The 19,713-nt window shown below is 70.5% G+C and carries 20 protein-coding genes; 10 read left to right on the top strand and 10 right to left on the bottom strand.

Going from position 1 to position 19,713, the window contains the following annotated elements:
* The first annotated feature begins 91 nt into the window (after window positions 1–91).
* Both B0E54_RS03575 and B0E54_RS03570 read left to right on the top strand, forming a co-directional pair.
* Window positions 92–436 carry a hypothetical protein gene (locus B0E54_RS03575; RefSeq protein ID WP_234581800.1) on the top strand — a complete coding sequence of 115 codons (345 nt, stop codon included), beginning with the start codon at window positions 92–94 and terminating at the stop codon, window positions 434–436.
* A gap of 159 nt (window positions 437–595) precedes the next feature.
* Window positions 596–1,345, top strand: coding sequence for a DinB family protein (locus B0E54_RS03570; protein WP_234581799.1), 750 nt, complete (start codon window positions 596–598; stop codon window positions 1,343–1,345).
* A 186-nt stretch (window positions 1,346–1,531) separates the two neighbouring features.
* Here the strand turns inward: B0E54_RS03570 and B0E54_RS03565 are convergent, their stop codons facing one another.
* Window positions 1,532–2,578: an aldo/keto reductase gene (locus B0E54_RS03565; protein ID WP_234581798.1), complete on the bottom strand. Its 1,047-nt coding sequence runs from the start codon at window positions 2,576–2,578 to the stop codon at window positions 1,532–1,534.
* Window positions 2,579–2,652: 74 nt separating this feature from the next.
* Here B0E54_RS03565 and B0E54_RS03560 point away from each other — a divergent pair, with 74 nt between their 5' ends.
* Window positions 2,653–3,189, top strand: a complete 537-nt coding sequence (locus B0E54_RS03560; protein ID WP_234581797.1) for a TetR/AcrR family transcriptional regulator — start codon at window positions 2,653–2,655, stop codon at window positions 3,187–3,189.
* Between the two features lie 149 nt (window positions 3,190–3,338).
* On the top strand, window positions 3,339–3,704 hold the full coding sequence (locus B0E54_RS03555) for a VOC family protein (RefSeq protein WP_234581796.1): 366 nt from the start codon (window positions 3,339–3,341) through the stop codon (window positions 3,702–3,704).
* Window positions 3,705–3,738: 34 nt separating this feature from the next.
* Here the strand turns inward: B0E54_RS03555 and B0E54_RS03550 are convergent, their stop codons facing one another.
* On the bottom strand, window positions 3,739–4,281 hold the full coding sequence (locus B0E54_RS03550) for a MarR family winged helix-turn-helix transcriptional regulator (protein ID WP_234581795.1): 543 nt from the start codon (window positions 4,279–4,281) through the stop codon (window positions 3,739–3,741).
* Between the two features lie 89 nt (window positions 4,282–4,370).
* Here B0E54_RS03550 and B0E54_RS32695 point away from each other — a divergent pair, with 89 nt between their 5' ends.
* Together B0E54_RS32695 and B0E54_RS03540 are read left to right on the top strand one after the other, a co-directional pair.
* Window positions 4,371–5,309, top strand: a complete 939-nt coding sequence (locus B0E54_RS32695; RefSeq protein WP_234581794.1) for an EamA family transporter — start codon at window positions 4,371–4,373, stop codon at window positions 5,307–5,309.
* 5 nt (window positions 5,310–5,314) lie between these two features.
* Entirely contained in the window at window positions 5,315–5,998 is a 684-nt protein-coding gene (locus B0E54_RS03540; RefSeq protein WP_234581793.1) for an NAD(P)-dependent oxidoreductase, read from the top strand.
* Here the strand turns inward: B0E54_RS03540 and B0E54_RS03535 are convergent.
* The 3 genes from B0E54_RS03535 to B0E54_RS03525 form a co-directional block, all read right to left on the bottom strand.
* Window positions 5,976–7,217, bottom strand: a complete 1,242-nt coding sequence (locus B0E54_RS03535; protein ID WP_234581792.1) for an MFS transporter — start codon at window positions 7,215–7,217, stop codon at window positions 5,976–5,978. The genes B0E54_RS03540 and B0E54_RS03535 overlap by 23 nt on opposite strands.
* Window positions 7,214–7,819 carry a DsbA family protein gene (locus B0E54_RS03530; RefSeq protein ID WP_234581791.1) on the bottom strand — a complete coding sequence of 202 codons (606 nt, stop codon included), beginning with the start codon at window positions 7,817–7,819 and terminating at the stop codon, window positions 7,214–7,216. The genes B0E54_RS03535 and B0E54_RS03530 overlap by 4 nt, the downstream gene beginning before the upstream one ends.
* Before the next feature lie 67 nt (window positions 7,820–7,886).
* Window positions 7,887–9,287 carry a PLP-dependent aminotransferase family protein gene (locus B0E54_RS03525; RefSeq protein WP_234581790.1) on the bottom strand — a complete coding sequence of 467 codons (1,401 nt, stop codon included), beginning with the start codon at window positions 9,285–9,287 and terminating at the stop codon, window positions 7,887–7,889.
* Between the two features lie 110 nt (window positions 9,288–9,397).
* Here B0E54_RS03525 and B0E54_RS03520 point away from each other — a divergent pair, with 110 nt between their 5' ends.
* Genes B0E54_RS03520 through B0E54_RS03510 form a run of 3 tightly spaced genes read left to right on the top strand, consistent with a single transcriptional unit; the run spans window position 9,398 to window position 12,303 of the window.
* Entirely contained in the window at window positions 9,398–10,180 is a 783-nt protein-coding gene (locus B0E54_RS03520) for an MBL fold metallo-hydrolase (RefSeq protein ID WP_234581789.1), read from the top strand.
* On the top strand, window positions 10,177–11,073 hold the full coding sequence (locus B0E54_RS03515; RefSeq protein ID WP_234581788.1) for an NAD(P)-dependent oxidoreductase: 897 nt from the start codon (window positions 10,177–10,179) through the stop codon (window positions 11,071–11,073). Before B0E54_RS03520 ends, B0E54_RS03515 begins: the two co-directional genes overlap by 4 nt.
* A gap of 51 nt (window positions 11,074–11,124) precedes the next feature.
* Window positions 11,125–12,303 carry a MalY/PatB family protein gene (locus B0E54_RS03510; protein ID WP_234581787.1) on the top strand — a complete coding sequence of 393 codons (1,179 nt, stop codon included), beginning with the start codon at window positions 11,125–11,127 and terminating at the stop codon, window positions 12,301–12,303.
* Window positions 12,304–12,342: 39 nt separating this feature from the next.
* Here B0E54_RS03510 and B0E54_RS03505 read toward each other — a convergent pair whose 3' ends face one another.
* From B0E54_RS03505 to B0E54_RS03495, 3 genes are all read right to left on the bottom strand, one after another.
* Window positions 12,343–14,190, bottom strand: coding sequence for a glycoside hydrolase family 15 protein (locus B0E54_RS03505; RefSeq protein WP_234581786.1), 1,848 nt, complete (start codon window positions 14,188–14,190; stop codon window positions 12,343–12,345).
* A 110-nt stretch (window positions 14,191–14,300) separates the two neighbouring features.
* Entirely contained in the window at window positions 14,301–14,978 is a 678-nt protein-coding gene (locus B0E54_RS03500) for a haloacid dehalogenase-like hydrolase (protein ID WP_234581785.1), read from the bottom strand.
* Window positions 14,979–14,996: 18 nt separating this feature from the next.
* Complete coding sequence (locus B0E54_RS03495) at window positions 14,997–15,857, bottom strand: oxygenase MpaB family protein (protein WP_234581784.1); 861 nt, start codon at window positions 15,855–15,857, stop codon at window positions 14,997–14,999.
* Between the two features lie 106 nt (window positions 15,858–15,963).
* Between B0E54_RS03495 and B0E54_RS03490 the strand changes: the two genes are divergently transcribed.
* Complete coding sequence (locus B0E54_RS03490) at window positions 15,964–16,695, top strand: cytidylate kinase family protein (RefSeq protein ID WP_234581783.1); 732 nt, start codon at window positions 15,964–15,966, stop codon at window positions 16,693–16,695.
* Between the two features lie 52 nt (window positions 16,696–16,747).
* Here the strand turns inward: B0E54_RS03490 and B0E54_RS03485 are convergent, their stop codons facing one another.
* Both B0E54_RS03485 and B0E54_RS03480 read right to left on the bottom strand, forming a co-directional pair.
* A complete protein-coding gene (locus tag B0E54_RS03485) occupies window positions 16,748–17,794 on the bottom strand; it encodes an SMP-30/gluconolactonase/LRE family protein (protein WP_234581782.1) in 1,047 nt (348 codons plus the stop codon).
* Window positions 17,795–17,893: 99 nt separating this feature from the next.
* Entirely contained in the window at window positions 17,894–19,408 is a 1,515-nt protein-coding gene (locus B0E54_RS03480) for a family 43 glycosylhydrolase (protein ID WP_234581781.1), read from the bottom strand.
* Window positions 19,409–19,713: the final 305 nt, after the last annotated feature.

Below are 19,713 nucleotides of genomic sequence, written 5' to 3'. Positions count from 1 at the left end.
TGCCGACGCGGCGGTCCGGTTCATTCCACCACCGAGAGCGCCGAGCAGAGCGGAGCCCAAGTCGAGCGTCCGAAGCTGCCATGATGCTTTGGTGAGTCAGACAGCGGAATGGGACCGCGTGGTCGAGGGCGTTCGTGTGTGTTTCATGGCCGGCCAGGACGACGAACCGGAGACTGCCGACAACATCGATGCGCACCTGTGCCTCGCTGATGGCACCCGTCGTTACGCCACGTTCATGACGACGGATGAGATCGGCCGTCTCCTGCAACGGTGGGCTGGGACCGGGGAGGTTGGTGGCGGCCGATACTTCTGGTGCTCCGATCTGGTCATCATTCCAAGGCCCGGTGTCGAGGCGATGGTGGCGGCCTTGGCAGAGATGATCCGATCCGGGGACATCGACGTGATGCTCGGCGAGGTGAAGGACAGCGCGGTCTAGATCGTTGACTAGTATTTCTCCTCTTCACTCGTGCCACTACTATCTCCTCCGCTCCCGGTCAATGGTCCCGAATGGAAACCCTGTCCGGAAACCTCCAGGCAGCCAATGCTGGGATCTTGATTTGCTGGTCTTGTCGTACCGGGCCCCTACGATGCGCCGATGACGCGATTCGTGGAGCAGCCCGACTACGAGGGTGCGGAGTTCATCGACCTGTCAATGGCCAGCGCAATCTTCCGCGAGGTGGATCTCAGCGGCGCCCGGATGCGTGGCGTGCTGCTGTTGGACGCCGACATCGACGGGGCGATCGACGGCCTGCGCGTCAACGGCGTGGAGGTCATGCCATTGATCGAGGCCGAGCTGGATCGCCTGCACCCCGAACGGCTTCGACTGCAGCCAACCACACCCGAGACCATGCGCGATGCGGTGGATGTCATCGAGGAGCTGTGGCAAGCGACGCTGCGACGCGCAAGCGTGCTGCCAGAGGAAGCCGTCCACAGATCAGTGAACGACGAATGGTCGCTCGCCCAAACCCTGCGCCACACGATCTTCGTCGTGGACGCCTGGTATGGCCACGCGGCGGCCCTTCGCCCGAACCCGTTCCATCCGATCGGCGTACCCGCATCGTTCACCACCAACGGCACCGAGTTCGGCATCGACGAGTCGGCCGCGCCCACCCTCGGCGAAATCCTCGCCGTGCGCGCCGAGCGGATCGCCGATCTGCGCGCATATCTGGCGCAGGTCACGCAGGAGGAGCTGGACCGCGTGCGGGGGCCGAACACCGCGATCGGCTGCCCGCCGCCCGCCGAACGTACGGCGGTCAAGTGCCTGCAAGTCATCTTCAGCGACCAGTGGGCGCACGTGCAGTTCGCCGACCGCGACCTGGCCATCCTGGAACAGGAGTATGCGTGATACTCCGGGAGGTCCACTGCTACACCGTCCGCGTATTCGTTTGATAGGCCAAACGCAGAATTCGCCGGTGGTGTTTCCGGTCAACGATCTAGGTGGGACTGTAGGAGACCATGCCCGTCAGCGTCTGCCGCCAACTGGGCGATCAGTGCGGAATGATCATCGACGCGACGGACACCGGGCCCTGTGCTAGATGGCCGGAACGAGGGGGGAGTCGAGCAGGGTGCGGTCCCCGTCGACGCCGCTGTTCAGTGCGGCGGCGACGTCCTCGTGCGGGGTTCCCGGCCGGATCGCACTGACCTCGTCCAGGTGTCGGTAGTGCCGGTCGCCGAGGTCGAGATCGAGGGACGTCAGGTATTCCTCCAGCTGGGTCAGGGTGCGCGGGCCGACGATCGGGATCAGGGCGGTGGTGGCCAGTGCGGCCCGGTGACGCAACCAGGCCAGGGAGACCTGGACCGCGCTGGCGTCGAGTTCCTCGGCGATGGCCAGTACGGCGTCGACGATTGCGGTGCGCTGCGCGGTGCCCTCGATCGCGCCACCTCGGGCGGTCAGTCGGCCTCGTTGGCCCTGCCGGTACTTGCCGGTGAGCAGGCCTCCGGCCAGCGGGGAGTAGAGGACAACGCCCAGACCGTGAGCCTGCGCCATCGGCAACAGCTCCCGCTCGGCGGATCGTTCGGCCAGGCTGTATTCCGTCTGGATGCCGACCAGGGGGGACAGGCCGCGCAGGTCGGCGCGGACCGCGGCGCCGGCGACCCGCCAGGCGGGGAAGTTGGACAGGGCGCCGTGCAGGATCTTGCCAGCGCGGATCAGGTCGTCGAACCCGGCCAGGATCTCCTCGATCGGCGTGACGCCGTCGGGAAAGTGCGGCATGAAGACATCGACGTAGTCGGTGTCGAGGCGGCGCAGACTGGCCTCAAGGGAGCGGATCATGGTCTTTCGACTGTTGCCGGTGGTGCCGGGGCGCGGCTGGGCCTGCCTCGTTCCGCTGTACTTGGTGATGATCACGAAGTCGTCCCGCTGACGCCCGAGCAGTCCGCCGAGCACGGTTTCGGCCTGTCCGTCCTGGTAGAGGTTGGAGGTGTCGAACGTGGTGCCGCCGGCGGCGACGAAGGCCTCGAAGATCTGTCGGGAGGCCTCGGGGCCGGCGCCGGTGTCCGAGGTGCTGAAGTTCGCCGTGCCGAGCGCGTACTGCGACACCCGCAGTCCGGTCGTACGGCCGAAGGTCTGGTAGCGCATGGCGTGGCTCCTGACATTGGTGCGGCGAGGTAGGCTCTGAACAGTAGCAAAAAAAGCGAGGGGTCACTCTTTTTATGCCCAGGGTCAGTCAAGCTCATCTCGACGCTCGCCGCCAGCAGATCGTGGATGCCGCCCGCGCCCGGTTCGCCAGCCACGGCTTCGCCCGCACGTCGATGGCCGACATCGTCGCGGAGTCCGGGCTCTCCAACGGCGCCATCTACCGGTACTTCACGAGCAAGGACGAGATCGTCATCGCGGTCTGCGAACAGGGAACCGAAGCGTTGCCGAGGGCGCTCACCGCAGAGGCGGTGGGGGGTTTCCTCGAACATGTCCGGGCCCGGGCCCGGGACACCCACCATGCCCGGCTGGTCGCGCAGATCTACGCCGAGGCGGCGGTGTCGCCGCCGCTGGCAGCCGTTGTGCAACGACAGCTCTCCGCCCTGCGGGCCGCGATCGCCGAGTTGGTGCCCGACTCGCGTCGCCCGCAGGCCGAGCAGATCGCCGAAGCCTTCGTGGCCCTCAGCACCAGTTACAGCCTGCAACTGGCGATCCGGGGTGACCTGGATTCCGCGCCCTTCACCACCGCTCTGATGGCGATCATCAACGGTTAGGCGAGCGGGACGCGACCGGCCTCAGTCGGTCGGCCGGCGTCCGGGTGTCGGCTTGCGCCCGTCTGTCCGCGTCACACGCAAAGAGAGCAGTCTTTCATTTTGGACGCCGGTCATGCCGCCGGTGATCCCGCCTGCAGGAGGACGAAATCATGCCGGTAGCTCACGTCGTTGCGATCAACCTGGAGTGCCCGGATCCGGCCGCGCTGGCCCACTTCTGGGCCGCCATGCTCGATGGTGAGGTGGCGGTCGAGACCCCGGATTTCTGTGCGGTCAAGGCGGGCGAGCTGCTTCTCGGCGCCGTTCGGGTCGACGACTACCGGCCGCCGACCTGGCCCTCGGGCGAACGGTCCCAGCAGATGCACCTCGACCTGGCCGTCGACGACCCCGGCGGCCTCGACGACGCCGAGGCGCGCGCGATCGGGCTCGGCGCCGTCAGCGAAGAGCAGCAACCCGTGCCGGACCGCTTTCGGGTCCTGCGCGACCCGGCCGGCCACCCCTTCTGTCTGCGCCGCTAGGGCCTCTCGCGAGGGGTGGTGGAGTCGAGGTGGGTCAGCCCCCCTCGGGCGCGCTCTGGGCTGGTCGTCCGGGACGGGCGTCCGTTGGGGTGTCCCCGAGCGCGGTAAGCATCGTGCGTAGCAGTCCTGCCAGTTGTTCCTGCTCGTCGGGGCGCAGTGCGCCGATCAGTCGGGCCTCGTTGGCGACGTGATCGGCCATGGCCTGGTCGACGACCTCGCGGCCGCGATCGGTCAGGGTGACCAGGACGCTGCGGCGGTTCGTGGGATCGGTTTCGCGGCTGACCAGGGAGCGCGCCTCCAGGCGGTCGATCCGGTTGGTGATGGCCCCCGAGGTGATCATCGAGGTGGCCGCAAGGTCACCCGCCGTCAGCCGGTACGGAGGGCCCGAGCGCAGCAGGGTGGCGAGAAGGTCGAACTCCCAGGTCTGCAGCCCTCGGGTGGCGAAGTGCTCGCTGAGCCCGCGTTCCAGCAGCCGCGACGCGCGCTGGATGCGTCCGACCACGCCCATGGGACTGGCGTCCAGGTCCGGCCGTTCGGCCCGCCACTGGTCCAGGATCCGGTCCAGGCTGTCGGCCATCCGCTCTCCTCAACGTTGAACTGTTTGACGTCAAGATACCAGTCGTGATTTTATCTCAACGTCGAACAGTTCAACGTTGAGAGGTTCTTGTGCTCGAAACCCATCCCCGCCGGGAGGCCGCCCTCCCACCCGGTCGCCCGACGACGGGCGGCTGGGCGATCACCGGACTCGCCTCGATCGCACCCGTGACCTGGGGCACCACCTATCTCGTCACCACCCAGTGGCTGCCACCTGACCGCCCGCTCCTGTCCGGAGTCCTGCGCGCGCTGCCGGCCGGCCTCATCGCTCTCCTGATCGCCAGGCGGCTGCCGAGCGGCGTCTGGTGGTGGCGCACGGCCGCGCTGGGCACGCTCAACATCGGGGCGTTCTTCGTGCTCCTGTTCGTGGCGGCGTACCGACTGCCGGGCGGCGTCGCGGCCACGCTCTCGGCGGCGCAACCGCTCATCGTCGCCGGACTGGCCGTGGTCCTGCTCGGAGAGCGCCCGAGCCGGTGGCGACTCGGCTGGGCAGTCGTCGGTGTGGCAGGCATCGGGCTGATGGTCCTGCGCGGGCGGCTGGGCTTCGACCCGTTGGGACTCGCGGCCGGCTTCGCCGGCACCGCGGTGATGGCCGCCGGGACCGTGCTGACCAAGCGGTGGGGGCGATCGCCCGGCGTCGGCGTACTGGCCTTCACCGGCTGGCAACTCACCGCCGGTGGGCTGCTGATCGCCCCGCTCGCCCTGGCCGTCGAGGGCCTGCCGCCCAGGCTGGACGCGCCCGCCCTGGGCGGGTACGCCTGGCTGTCCCTGGTGGGGACCGGTCTGGCCTACACGCTCTGGTTCACCGGCGTTGCACGCCTGCCCGTCACGGCGATGTCGTTCCTACCGCTGCTGTCGCCAGTCGTTGCCGCGGCCCTGGGCTGGTTGATCCTCGGGCAGTCCCTCACCGCCACCCAGCTCCTCGGCTTCGGCCTCGCCATGGTCTCCATCTCCGCCGCACAACTGGACTCGAAGCAGCACCTACGCGCCCGATTCACAGGAAAGAGCTGACGATCATGCGTATCACCGTTTTCGGAGCCGCCGGCACCACCGGGAGTCGGATCGTCGCGGAGGCCCTGAGTCGCGGCCACGACGTCACGGCCGTCGTACGGGACCCGGCCCGGCTCGCCCAACTGCCCCCGGCCGCGATCCACCGGGTCGGCGATGCCGCCGACGTCGACGCCGTCGTCGAGCTGAGTGCCGGCCAGGACGTCGTGGTCACGGCGACCCGCCCGCCGATCGGCCACGAACACGAACTCGTGGCCGTCGCGACGGCGCTGCTCGCCGGGCTGTCCCGCACCGGCGCGCGGCTGCTGGCTGTCGGCGGCGCGGGCAGCCTGACCGTGCCGGGCTCGGGCGGCACGCTCGTGGTCGACGACCCGGCGTACGTACCACCAGCCTGGCGAGCGATCGCCCTGGCCTGCAACGACCAGCTCGCCGTCTTTCGCGCGAGCACCGACGTGGACTGGACCTACCTCAGCCCCGCCGCGATCCTCGAACCGGGTGAGCGCACCGGCTCCTACCGGCTCGGTGCCGACGAGCTGCTGGTCGACCCGGCCGGCGCCTCCGCCATCTCCACCGAGGATTTCGCCGTGGCGCTGCTGGACGAGGTCGAACGGCCCCGCCACCGTCGCACCAGGTTCACCGTCGCGCGGACCCGGACACCTCCCGTGTCAGCTACCGGAGCTGCGGACCGATAGACGGCGCGAGATCCGCCCGACCGGCTGGGGAACGACGGGACGTTCCCTCGGCCCAGCGGACCGCCGGGCGCATGGCGAACGCCGCCGCGACGAACATCCCGCCCAGCAAAAGCCAGCCCGGTGCGCCCCAGGTGACGATCAACGTGGTGAGCAGAAGGGGGCCCAACACGCGTGCGACAGCGGTGCCGGCGCCGAAGAAGCCCTGGTACTGGCCCTGACGCCCGGCGGGAGCCAGCCCAAAGCTGATCTCCCAGGAGCCGGATGCCTGCATCATCTCCCCGACGACCTGCAGACCCGCGGCCAGGAGCAGGACGGCGGCGGCCTGCCAGGGCGCCGCGCCGAGGCCGGAGAGGGCGAACACGCCGCACGAGGCGAACATCGTGAGCCCGGAGTACCGAACGAGGCGGGTGGCGCTACGAAGATCGGTGACCCGGCGGGCGATCCGGACCTGGAACAGCACGACGCTGAGGGTGTTGAGGACCAGGATCGCCGCGACGATCCACCGGGGCGCCTCGGTGCGCTGCGTGACCCACAAGGGAATGACGAGGCTGAGCAGCGGCATGTAAAGCAGCAGGACGGCGTTGAGCAGCGTGATCACGGCGTACGGGCGGTCGCTGAGCACGGCGAGCGCCCGTGCGTCGCCGCCGGTGCCCGACGTGGCCGGCACGGCCGGTAGCCCGCGCAGCACCAGGGCGGCGACGAGGAAGCTCGCCGCGTCGACGCCGAACACCGTCAGGTAGGCCTGCGGAGTGTCGAGAAAGAGGGCCAGGCCGCCCAGCGCGGCGCCGATCGCCAGACCGGCGTTGGCCCTGGACTGGAGGGTGGCCCGCACCCGGGTGCGGTCGGCCGACTCGACGAGCCCCGCGAGGAGGGCCTGCCGGGCAGCGCTCAAACCGCCCTGACAGCAGGCGTACGCGCAGGTGGCCAGCACGAACAGCGGGAACGACCGGACGAACAGGAACGAGCCGATGGTCGCACCGGTCAGGGCGGCCAGCAGGATCGCGGCGCCCCGGGGGCCGCGCCGGTCGGCGAGGTGCCCGAGGAGGACTCCGGCGGCGGCGCCGACCGCCCAACCGGTGGTCAGGCCCAGGCCGATCTGGGTGGGAGACAGGCCGATGATCCGGGCGAAGAAGAGGGCCGAGCAGACGTAGAAGGCGCCGTCCCCGACGGAGTTGATGAACTGGGCGAGGGCGAGAACCCGGGCGGGGCTTCTGGTCACGAACGCACGTCCGGTCGGCCGTCCCGGGACCGCTTCAACTCGTAGAAGCCGGCGGTACCGGCGACGAGCAGCACCCCGTCCCACAGCCGCCCAGCCGCCTCGCCACGCGGCACGGGGCTGACGACAGGCCCGAAGAAGACGTGCCCGTCGACGTGGATCGACGGAGTGCCGGGGGCGTCGCCCATCGGGGCCATGCCCTCGTCGTGGCTCGCGCGCAGCGCCTTGTCGTACTCGGTGCTCTCGGCGGCCTCGGCGAGTTGCCCGTCGAGACCGAGTTCGGTGAGCGCGTCGACGTACAGCTGACGTCCGACGGGTGCGGAGTCCAGGTGGATACGGTTCCCCAGCGCGGTGTACAGGTCCCGCAGGACCTCGCGGCCGTACGTCTGCTCGGCGGCGGTCAGCACCCGCACGGGGCCCATGCCCGGTCGGAGCCACTCCGCGTACCAGTCGTCCAGGTCGTCCCGGCCCTCGTTGAGCACCGTCAGGCTCATCACGCGGAACCGGACCCGAACATCACGGACGCGCTCGGTCTCCAGCAGCCAGCGCGAGGCGATCCACGCCCATGGGCATCGCGGGTCGAACCACAGGTCAACGATTGTCATACCGCGACGCTACGAAGCGGTCGGGCCAGAAAGGAGAGCCGATCGGGTACGGGAAAATTGGGCCAATTCAGCCCCGTGGACCGCTGCCGAGCACTCGGGTCAGGGTGTCGAGCGCGGCTGGGTAACCGCCCTCGTTGGGTGTTCCGTAGCCGATGATGAGACCGGGTGGGTGATCGCCGGGAGTGTGCCAGTGGTCGCCCAGACCGCCCAGCGCCAGACCGTGCGCCGCCGCTCGGTCGAGGACCTCCCGCTCACTGGGGCCGGTGGTGGGCAGGCTGACCATCGCGTGCAGACCGGCGGCTATCCCGTGCAGGGCGACGTGGCGTCCGAGCCGGCTGACGAGGAGGTCGCGTCGACGCCGGTAGCGAAGCCGGCACGCGCGGATGTGCCTGTCGTACGCGTGGCTGGTGATCAGATCGGCGAGGGCGAGCTGGCCGATCGCCTCGGTGTGCAGATCGGTGTGCCGCTTGTCGCGTACCACCGGTTCGACAAGGCGTCCGGGCAGCACCATCCAGGCCAGCCGCAGGGCGGGCCCGAGGGTCTTCGCGGCCGTACCCACGTAGACGACGTGCGCCGGCGCCATCCCCTGGAGCGCGCCGACGGGCTGGCGGTCGTACCGGAACTCGCCGTCGTAGTCGTCCTCGATGATCAGGCCCGCGCGCTCCCTCGCCCAGGTGGTGGCGGCGTGCCGCCGGTGCGGGTGCAGTGTCACTCCGGTCGGGTACTGGTGCGCCGGGGTCACCACTACCGCCCGCACCGCCGCGAACGCGGGCGTGCCGAGCAGGTCCGTGCGGGCGCCGCGTTCGTCGACCGGCAGTGCGACGACCTCGGCGCGGGCGTGCCTGACCACGTCGCGGTGGAAGCTGAGACCGGGGTCCTCCATCGCGAGCGCCGCACCGTCGAGTACGCCGGCGAGCAGGGCGAGGGCCTGCACGTAGCCGGACGTGATCACGATCTGGTCCGGGTGGGCCAGAACGCCCCGAGCGCGCCCCAGATAGTCCGCCAGCGCGGTACGCAGTTCGATCCGGCCGCGCGGGTCGCCGTAGTCGTAGGCGGTCACCGGGGCGGCGGCCAGAGCCCGTCGGGTGGCCCGCAGCCAGGCGGCCGTCGGGAAGGTGGAAACGTCGGGGCTGCCCGGCCGGAGGTCGTAGCGCAGCGCGGGCACGTCGGCCGCCGGCCGCGCGGCCGGCGCCCGGCTGCCGGCCAGATCGGCGACGACGGTGCCCGAGCCCGTCCGGGCGTTGAGGTAGCCCTCGGCGACCAGTTGGTCGTACGCGGCGCTCACCGTCCCGCGTGCCAGGCCGAGTTCCAGCGCGAGCGTGCGGGTGGACGGCAGTCGGGTCTCCGGCGTCAGCCGCCCCGCCCGGATGGCTTCGCGCAACGCCCGCTCGAGGCCCGCTCGTCGACCGGACGCCGGATCGAACTCCAGGTGCAGGTCAACCCCGAAAGCGGCCCAGTCAATCGACACGGTTTCGAACCCTAACACCGGGCCAGTGACTGCTCAGGGACGTGAGCTACGCCCTCGACGCGCGAACGCGCGGGCCGGACAGTCGGCTGGCGGCCTGGCATTCTGTGCGGATGCGACGGGTCACCGTGCTGGGCAGTTCTGGCGCCTTCCCCGAGCCGGGCCGTGCCTGTAGCGGTTTCGCCGTGGACTGGGACGGCTACCGCCTGGTGCTCGACCTGGGCTACGCCACGCTGCCGCGGCTGCTCAGGCACTGGCCGGATGGCGCGGTTGACGCTGTCGTCGTCACCCATGAGCACCCCGATCACTGCGTCGACCTGCACGGGCTGTTCCGGAGGCGGCTCTACGGCACCCCCGGTGCGCCACGGCTGGCGTTGTACTGCCCGCCGGGTGTGCTCGACCGGCTCGGCGGCCTGGAGCCGGACGTCGACCTGCACGCGGTCTTCGACCTGCACCCGCTGCCCGGCGCCTACCGGGTGGGCCCCTTCGACCTGACCGGGTTGGCCCTTGTGCATCACGTGCCCAACGCGGGCATCCGCATCGAGGCCGACGGGATGGTCGTGGCCTACTCCGGGGACACCGGCCCGACGCCTCTGCTGGCCGAACTCGGCCGCGACGCCGATCTGTTCATCGTCGAGGCCACCGACCGCGGCGGGGAGACCGACGGACCCACCCGCAATCTGATGACCTCGATCGAGGCCGGCCAGTGGGCTCGACGGGCGGGTGCCCGCCAGCTGATGCTCACCCACTTCTGGCCCGGCAACGACCGGGCCGCCGCCGTGGCGGCCGCGCAGCGGGAGTTCGACGGGCCGGTGCTGGCGGCCGACGAAGACCTCGCCGTCATGCTCGACACACCAGATCGGACGACGGAAAGCGGGAGGCGGGAGGCAGGATGAGTGCTCGCACGGTGGGATTCATCGGGCTCGGCATCATGGGCGTGCCCATGGCGACGAACCTCGTCAACGCGGGCGTCGACGTGGTCGTCTGGGCACGTACGCCCGGGCCCGTCGCGGACCTCGTCGCCGCCGGAGCGCGCGCGGCCGACGACCTTTCGGGGGTGTTCGACGCCGCCGAGACGATCATCCTGATGCTGCGGGACGAGGCGGCCGTCGACGCCGTGCTCGGGCGGGGGACCGACGAGTTCGTCCGCCGTGTACGCGGACACACGGTCGTCCAGATGGGCACCTTCACGACCGCGTACTCGCGGACGCTCGCCGTCCAGGTCAGCGAATCCGGCGGACGGTACGTCGAGGCCCCGGTGTCGGGGTCTCGCGGACCCGCCACGGAGGGCACGCTCGTGGCCATGCTCGCCGGCGACGACGAGGCGATCGGGCATGTCGAGCCGCTCATCGACGCGATGTGCGCCCAGCGGTTCCGGTGTGGCGCGGTGCCGGCGGCACTGTCGATGAAGCTCGCCGTCAACACGTTCCTGATCACCATGGTGACGGGCCTGGCCGAGACGTTCCACTTCGCGGCGCAGACCGGCGCGGACACGGAGGTGCTGCGGGCCGTACTCGAATCCGGGCCGATGGCATCGGTCGTCTCCCGGGGTAAGGCGCGCAAGCTCACCGAGGGCGACCTCGCCCCGCAGGCGGCGATCGCCGACGTCCTCAAGAACGCCCGCCTCATCGAGGACGCCGCGGTCGCCGCGGGGACGGCGCACCCCCTCATCCGGGCCAGCCGGGAGCTGTACCAGGAGGCGGTCGACAACGGCCAGGGCGCGATCGACATGATCGGCGTGATCACCGCTCTGGAGGCGCGAACGAGGTCGACCCGCGACAGCGCGTAGTTCGTCGCACCGTCCGGGGCGCGCTGCGGGCTCGCCGCATAGGCTTCGGCAATGGGTGGCGTGCTGAACGGTCCGCGCGACGCGGTGAATCCCCTTCGCCAGCTCACGATCGGCCAACTGCGCCAACGGACGAGCCTGAAGTGGCGGGGGTACCCCGACGACGTGCTGCCGCTCTGGGTGGCCGAGATGGACGTGCCGCTGGCCGAGCCGGTCGCCAACGCGATCACCGACGCCGTCGCGCGCGGCGACACCGGTTACACCGCCGGCACGGCGTACCCGCAGGCGCTTGCGGCGTTCGCCCGGCGGCGGTGGGGTTGGGACGGGCTGGCCGTGGAGCGCACCGCGCTGGTGCCCGACGTGATGCACGGCGTCGTCGAGGCCCTGCGGCTGGTCACCGGGCCGGGAGACGCGGTGGTCGTCAACTGCCCGGTCTATCCGCCGTTCTACGAGTTCGTGGCGCACGCCGGCCGCCGGATCGTGGAGGCGCCGCTCGGCGGGGACCTGCGGATCGATCTCGACACGCTGCAGGACGCGTTCCGGCAGGCGCGGTCCGGTGGGCGGCCGGCGGCGTACCTGCTGTGCAGTCCGCACAACCCGACGGGTGTCCTGCACACCGCTGACGAGTTGGCCGCCGTCGCCCACCTGGCCGAGCGGCACGGGGTGCGGGTGATCGCCGACGAGATCCACGCTCCGGTGGTGCTCGGGGGAGCGCGCTTCGTGCCGTACCTCTCGGTGCCGGGCGCCGAGAACGGCCTGTCGCTGATGTCCGCCTCCAAGGGGTGGAACCTGGCCGGCCTGCGCGGCGGGCTGCTGATCGCCGGCCCGGCCGCGGCGGGCGACCTCGCCCGCGTTCCGTTCGAGACCAGCGTCAGCACCAGCCACCTCGGCGTGATCGCCCACACCGCCGCCTTGCGTGACGGCGGCGAGTGGCTCGACGCCCTGCTGAGGGGCCTGGACGACAACCGTCGGCTCCTCGCCGCGCTCCTCGCCGAGCATCTGCCGGCCATCCGGTACGAGCCCGGTCAGGCCACCTATCTCGCCTGGCTCGACTGCCGAGCCCTGGGCCTGGGTGACGACCCCTCGGCCGTGTTCCTCGACCGGGGCCGGGTCGCGCTCAACTCCGGTACGACCTTCGGCACCGGGGGCGGCGGTCACGTCCGGCTGAATCTGGCCACCGCGCCGGAGCTGATCACCGAGGCGGTACGCCGCATGGCCCGCGCCGTCGCGTGACAGGCCCCGCGCGACGCGGTCGACCAGACGGTGCCGGTGCTACCGGCGGTTGCGGGACTCGGCCTCGGCGTCGAGCAGGTCGTTGAGTGTCAGCGCGGAGTTGATCAGCGACAGGTGGCTGAACGCCTGGGGATAGTTGCCGATCTGCTCCCCGGTCGCGGCGATCTCCTCGGCGTAGAGGCCGAGGTGGTTGCTGAAGGTGAACATCTTCTCGAACGTGAGTCGGGCGTCGTCGAGGCGGCCGGAGCGGGCCAGCGCCTCGACGTACCAGAAGGTGCACATGTTGAACGTGCCCTCATGGCCGGGGAGACCGTCGGGGGAGTGGACCGGGTCGTACCTGTGGACCAGGCTGTCGGAGACCAGTTCGCGTTCGATCGCGTGCAGGGTGGACTGCCACAGCGGGTCGCTCGGCGTGACGAAACCGACCGAGGGCATGGCGAGCAGCGCCGCGTCCAGCACGCTCTCGTCGTACGCCTGCACGAAGGTGCCGCGTTCCCGGTTGTATCCGCGGGCCATGACCTGGTCGTAGATCCGGTTGCGCTGCTCGGTCCAGCAGGTCAGGTCCCCGGGCCGGCCGGTCCGGGTGGCCAGCCGGATGGCCCGGTCCAGCGCCACCCACGACATCACCCGCCCGAAGGTGTAGTTGCGGGGGTGGTGGCGGCTCTCCCAGATGCCGGCGTCGCGCTTGTCCCAGTTGTGGCAGAGCCAGTCGACGAGCCGGACGGTGCTCTTCCACACCTGGTGCGAGACGCGGATGCCCTGTTCGTCGGCGAGGTGCATGGCGTAGAGCGCCTCGCCGTGGATGTCGAGCTGAAGCTGGTCGGCGGCGCCGTTGCCGATCCGCACCGGCCGCGAGCCGCAGTAGCCCTCCAGGTGCTCGAGAACCTCCTCGTGCAGGTCGGAGGAGCCGTCCACCCGGTACATGATCTTCAGGGGGTCCTGGTGGTCGCCGGCTTCGCGGATCCGTTCGTCCAGCCAGTTCATGTACCGGCTGACCTCCTCGGTGAAGCCGAGCCCGAGCAGCGCGTGCACCGAGAACGACGTGTCGCGTACCCAGGTGTAGCGGTAGTCCCAGTTGCGGGTTCCGCCGACCAGTTCGGGCAGCGCGGCAGTGGGCGCGGCGATCATCGCGCCGGTCGGGGCGTACGTCATCAGCTTCAGGGTGATCGCGGAGCGCTCGACCATCTCCCGCCACCGGCCGGTGTAGCGGGAACGTTCGAGCCAGCGCCGCCAGTAGTCCCGGGTCCACTCGAACATGCCCTGGATCTCGTCCGCCGGGATGACGCGTGGCTCGGTGCCGGCGGTCTCCAGGACCACGCCGCCGGTGTCGCCCTCGTTCAGGGTGCCGTACCCGACGAAGTCGTCGCCCTCGAGGTGGATCTCGCCGCGTTCCGAGATCAACCGGCCGGTGGGGTCCACCGGGTTGAACGTCAGCGTCGCCGACCGGCTGCGAAAGACGTAGCCGTTGCGGTGGCGCTCCAGCTGGTGCTCTTCCCGGGCGTAGTCGAACCGCGGCCGGCACTCCACCCGGAAGCGCATGCTGCCGCGGACCATGGTGACGATGCGGACCAGGCGGTGCGCGTCGGTGGCCCGCTCGCCGGTCACCGGCATGAAGTCCATCACCTCGGCCACGCCGTCCGCGCTGATGAACCGGGTGATCAGGATGGGCGTGCCGGGGAGGTAGAGCTGTTTGGTGACGTACCGGACGTCGTGCGGCGCGATGCGGAAGTAGCCGCCCTTGTCCTTGTCCAGCAGGGCGGCGAAGATGCTCGGCGAGTCGAAGCGCGGCGCGCAGAACCAGTCGACAGTGCCGTCACACGTCACCAACGCGGCGGTCTGCAGGTCGCCGATGAGTCCGTGATCCTCGATCGCCGGATAGCTGTCCACGTCTCTCCCCGGTTCGGCTGCGTCCTGCGCATCGAACCTAGGGGCAGAACTGTCGGCTCAGGCGAGATTCACGTTCAGCCACCCTGTCGGAACCCTGCGGGCGGGGGATCTCAGGCCCGGGGAGGCGGGACGCCGGCCCCGAAGGTGACGGTGCGCAACCGGGCACCGAGCAGCTGCCGCGCCCGGGCGGCCTGCCGCGCGGTCGCGTTGACCAGCACGGCCTGCTCCGCGCCGCCGAGGAGGGGCAGATCCGACAGGGAGTCGCTGTAGGCGACCCGCCAGGGCGGCGCGACCCCGTGGGCGGCGAGCTGCGCCAGCTTGGTCGCCCCGTGGTTGTGCACGATCAGCTTCGGCCCGCGGATGTGCGAGGCCACCAGCTCGACCTCGGCGAGGCCGATCGCGTCGAGCAGGGCACGCGCCAGGGTGTGCTCGCAGGCGGTGGCCACGATGACCCGGTCGCCCGCGCCGAGGTGGGCACGGATCGTCCGGACGCCGGGCGCGATGACGCGCCCTGGCTCGGCGGCGAGGGACGCGCCGAAGCGTCCGAGCTCCGCCTGTAGGCGGTCGGCGTCTCGGCCCGCCAGGCCGATCCGGCTCAGCCATCGTGCCGCGCGTGGGCGCAAGGAGGGGACGGCGATGACGGGCGCGAGGAGGAGCAGCAGGACGACCGCGAGCGGCAGTCGAGCGCCCGCGAAGCCGACCCGCCGCATGAAGAGCCCGAAGGCGTCCCCGCGCAGCAGCACGCCGTCGAGATCGAAGATGACGGTGTCGGCGGACTGTGCCCCCATCAGCTCTGCCTGCCCCTGCTACTCGGGGGCGGGGTCGTGGTGCGGGCCGAGTTGGCTGATCTCGTACCCGTCGGGGTAGCTCCTGGCGCTGATGCCCTCGGCGAACAACGGGGTCGTCCGTGGCGATCCGAACCACCGCTGCAGCCGCGTGCGCGTCTTCAGCGCCGCGTGCAGGCCGGCCCGGACCGGCCACGGCGGCGTGGCGACCCGCGTCGCGCGTCGTAGCGGCGCGTCGTACATGGCGCTGACCAGCGAGTTTCCCAGCGGCGCGAGGACTCGGGGGAGCCGGGTGAGCATCAACATGCGGGTGGCCCGCTCGATGGCCGCAGCCTCGTCGTTGGGTTGCAGGTGCGCCGCGTCGTGCGCGTCGAACCAGGTCTCGAACTCGGCGTACGACCCGGGGATGTCCGTGATGCCCATCCGCCGGCCCAGCTCCCGGTAGAACAGGTACGTCGCCTGCCGCTCGTGGCAGCAGGGCTGGCGCCAGCCGTACTCCTGCAACCACCGGGTGGGGATCACGACCAGGCAGCCGAGGACGTAGCGGAAGTCGTCGTTGCCGATGTCGTACGGGCGGTGGATCTGGTTGACGCGCCGCAGCGCGTCGCGGCCGCGGGGTTCGTCGAAGCCGTTGAGGATCATCTCGTACATCAGCAGGCCGGTGTCGTCGATGCGCTTCTGCGTGCGGTTGGTCAGCTCGCCGGTGGCGGTGTGCACGGCGGCGATGGCGGGGATGGAGAAGGACCTGTTGAAGGCGAGGTTGAGCCCGAGCTTCATGTCCCAGGGGAACTCGCGGCGCAGCATGCTCTGGTAGATGTCCAGGTAGTCGCGCTGCGGGTCCAGCATGCGGATCCGTGTGAGGTTGTCGTAGCGGCCCCTCATCGGCGGGCGTCTCCAGACATCGGCACGGAACGTGAGTGTACGCTCGCTCCAGTTCGGAGCAGTCGTTGAGCGCGGATCCGATCCGCTCACCAAGGACGGGGCAGGCATGGCGCACGGCACCCGCGACGAGGTGCTCGGCCGCCTGGCCGAGGCAGTCGGGTCGGTCACCGTCGCACACCCGACGCGCGTGGCCATCGACGGGCCGCCCGCGGCCGGCAAGACCACCCTCGCCGACGAGCTGGCCGTCGTCCTGCGCGCACAGGGCCGTGCCGTCATCCGCGCGACGATCGACGATTTCCTCTTCCCCGGGGCACAGCGCTATCCGCGCGGCGAGTACTCGGCCGAGGGCTGCTACTTCGACACCCACGACCACGGGTCGCTGACCCGGGTTCTGCTGGATCCGCTCGGCCCGGACGGGGACCGACGCTTCCGACACGCGGTCTACGACCCCACCACGGACACCGTGCTGTCCCCGCCGGTCACTACCGCCCCGACCGACGCGGTGCTGCTCTTCGACGGCGTCTTTCTCATGCGCCCGGAGTTGATCGATCGGTGGGACCTGCGCGTCTTCGTGTCGATCGCGCTGGAGGCGACTGTGGAGCGTGCCGTGCTCCGCGAGCGTCGACGGTCGTCCCGGGCCGACGTCGAACGGCGCTGGCGTGAGCGCTACATCCCCTCCCAGCAGTTCTACAACGCCACGGTCCGCCCGACCGAACACGTCGACATCATCGTGCGCAACGACGACCCCCGGCGGCCGGTCTGGGAGACGGGTCCGGACCGGCGCGCGGGGAACTCGGCTGCTCGGGGTGCGCGGGGCGCGGCTGGCCCGGCGACCTGAGCCGTTTCAGAAGCACGCCCGTCCGGCGTCGCCGGACGGGCGCGGTCGTCCCTCAGTACGGGTAGCCCGGGACGTTGAGCCGCACGCTGTAGAGGCCGGAGTCGCCCCACGGACCCGAGGTGATGTAGAGGGTCTGCCGGTCGGGCCCGCCGAAGGCCACGTTTGTCGTACCGGAGAAGCCGGGGCGGATCGTGCCGAGCTGGGCACCCGTGGGGGAGTAGACGTGGACCAGGGAGTCTGAGCCCGAGGCCCAGTACACGTTGCCGGCGCAGTCGATCGTGACGCCGTCCGGACCGCCGATGTAGTTCACGAACACGCTGCGCGCGCCGGTGGTGCCGTCGGGCTGAACGGTGTACTTGTAGATCTTGTTCTCGGAGTAGGCGCCCACGTACAGCGTGGATCCGTCCGGTGCGAGCGCGATGCCGTTGGGCTGGCGCAACTGGTCGTCGACCAGCGACACCTGGCCGCCCGAGACGCGAAAGACGCTGGTGCGACCGTACATCTGGTCCGGGCGGTTGCCGCGCTGGAAGTTGGGGTCGGTGAAGTAGGTGACGCCGTCGGACCGGACCGCGACGTCGTTGGGCGAGTTGAACGCCCGGCCCTGGTAGTTCGCCGCGACGGTGCTGCGGCTCCGGTCGCTCAACCGGTACGCGGACACGCTGCGCTGGTCGTGGGTGGCCGCGATGATCTGCTGGCCGTCGGCGCTGAGCGCCAGTCCGTTGCTGCCGGAGTTGGCGATGAACGTGTCGAAGGTCGACGGCGGCGTGAACCGGCGGATCGTGGACGGCTGGACGTTGTACGGCCCGGTGCCGGGGGCCATGTCGGAGAAGAGGAGGTAGCCGCCGTCGGCGACCCAGACGGGCCCTTCGAGGAAGTTGAAGCCACTCCTGATCTTCGTCGCCGTCAGGGAGTTGGACGGCAGCGGCGAGCCGTAGCTGGCCCCCGTCGGGCACGCGCCGGGCGGTGTGCCGGGCGGGCCGGCGAGCGCGGCGGCGGCCGTGGTGTGAGCGCTCACAGGAACGGCGGCGGCGGGCAGCGGCGCGGCGCTTGCCGCGAGGCAGAGACCGGCCAGTACGGCGATGGTGGGACGCCGGATCATCGGATGCTCCAATCGGCGTCGGCGGGGTCGCGGTGACCGGCCGCCGACGGTGTCGAGGTCGCGGGCGGACCGGCAGCCCGCCGGTCCGCCGATGGGCAGCTATTCGAGGTGGAAGGTGGCCGAGGCGCGCTCAGCGCTCGTACCGACCGCTTCCAGGTAGAGCAGGCCGTCGCGGTGGCGGACGTAGCGGCCCGGGTAGTTCTGTGACTCCAACGAGAGCCCGGCACTGTCGGCGAGGCCCGCTCGGCGCTGGAAGCTCGCGTCGTTGGAGAAGACCGACGAGCCGTCGTTGCGCACGATGGACAGGGCGAAGCCGTAGTGACGCAGGTAGTAGCCCGGGAAGTTGGTCGACTCCAGCGACACCGATCCGCCACCGGCGAGGCCGTTGACGATGCGGAACTGGCTGTCGGCGAGGTTCGTGACGTTCGGCTCGACCCGGGCCCGGTAGTCGTAGTGCCGGATGTAGCTGGTGGTCAGATCGTGCGACCGCAGCCGGACCGGGGTGGCTCCGTCGGGCACCGGGATGCCGAAGTTGGGGGTGCCGTCGGCGTTCCAGTACACCTTCTGCACCCTGGTCCGTCGGTTCGGGTCGTTGAGCGGATCGCCGCTGATGTCCCGGTAGTTGCGGTCGTGATAGACCAGGATGTCGCTCTGCCCGTCCTCGGAGACGGTGAACGAGTTGTGGCCGGGGCCGTACTGGCCGGTGGCGGCGCTGCTGGTGAACACCGGGTTCGGGCTCTTGCTCCAGGCGGCGGCGTCGAGCAGGTTCGCGCTGGCGGAGGCGCTCAGCATCCCGAGGCAGTAGTTGGCGTCCGTGGCGCTGGCGGAGTAGGTCAGGAAGAGGCGGCCGTTGCGCTGGATCACGGCGGGCCCCTCGGCGACCCGGTAGCCGCGGGTCTCCCAGTCGTACGTCGGCACGACGAGCCGGGTCACGGTGCCGGTGATCTGCCACGGGTTGGCGCCCATCCGGGCGAGGTAGACGTTCGAGTTGGTGGAGATGCCCGGCTCCTGCTGCGCCCAGGTCAGGTAGCGCACACCGTTGGCAACGAAGGTCGAGGCGTCCAGGCTGAAGGTGTCCCAGGGTGTCGTGATCCGGCCGCGCTCGGTCCACGAACCGGTCAGCGGGTTGGCGTTGGCGTTCTCCAGCACGTACATCCGGATGCGCCACACGTCGTCGGTCCGGCCGGCGGCGAAGTAGACGTACCACCTGTTGTTGATGAAGTGGATCTCCGGCGCCCAGATGTGGGCGCCCATCTCTCCGCTGGTGTGCCGGTTCCAGATCGTCGTCTCCGCGGCCGTCGCCAAACCCTGCAGGGTGGTCGCGCGCCGCAGCACGATCCGGTCGTACTGCGGCACGGTGGCGGTCATGTAGTAGTAGCCGTCGGTGTGCCGGAAGATGTGCGGGTCGGCCCGCTGGTTGACCAGTGGGTTGGTGTAGTTCACGGCGGGTGCGGCGTGCGCCGGCCCGGCCATCGGCAGGCCGGCCGACAGGGCGAGCACCACCAGCAGGGCGGCCAGGACCGCTCGGGGGCGTCGGGCGCCACCGCGACCGGTACGCCCCGGGCCGGTGACTCGGCGGGCGGCGGCCTCGGCTCGGTGCAGTGGCAGCGGCATCTGACCTCCGTGACGTCTGTGCGCGAGAGCCGGACGGCCGCGAGAGCGGCGATCGACCCACGCCCCCCGCTGGGAAGCAGCGCCCGCGGGTCGGGAACATGACGAGGGCGTTGCGCCCACGTAACGGCCCTAAGTGTTGGCGCTAACATCGACGAGTGTCAAGTTGTTCCGGACGCCGAGGGTTGCCGGTCCCGCGGAGGCGTCGACAACAGGACGACCTCCAGGAGGCGGACCACGCTGACGAGTTGGTCCTGCCACTATGGACTCTCACGCCGCCGCACCAGAGAGTGGTGTGACCCCGGGGG

Source organism: Micromonospora sp. MH99 (assembly GCF_021442385.1).
GTDB lineage: Bacteria > Actinomycetota > Actinomycetes > Mycobacteriales > Micromonosporaceae > Micromonospora.
Note: the sequence above shows the minus strand (reverse complement) of the source record. Positions and strands in the feature narration are given on the sequence as shown.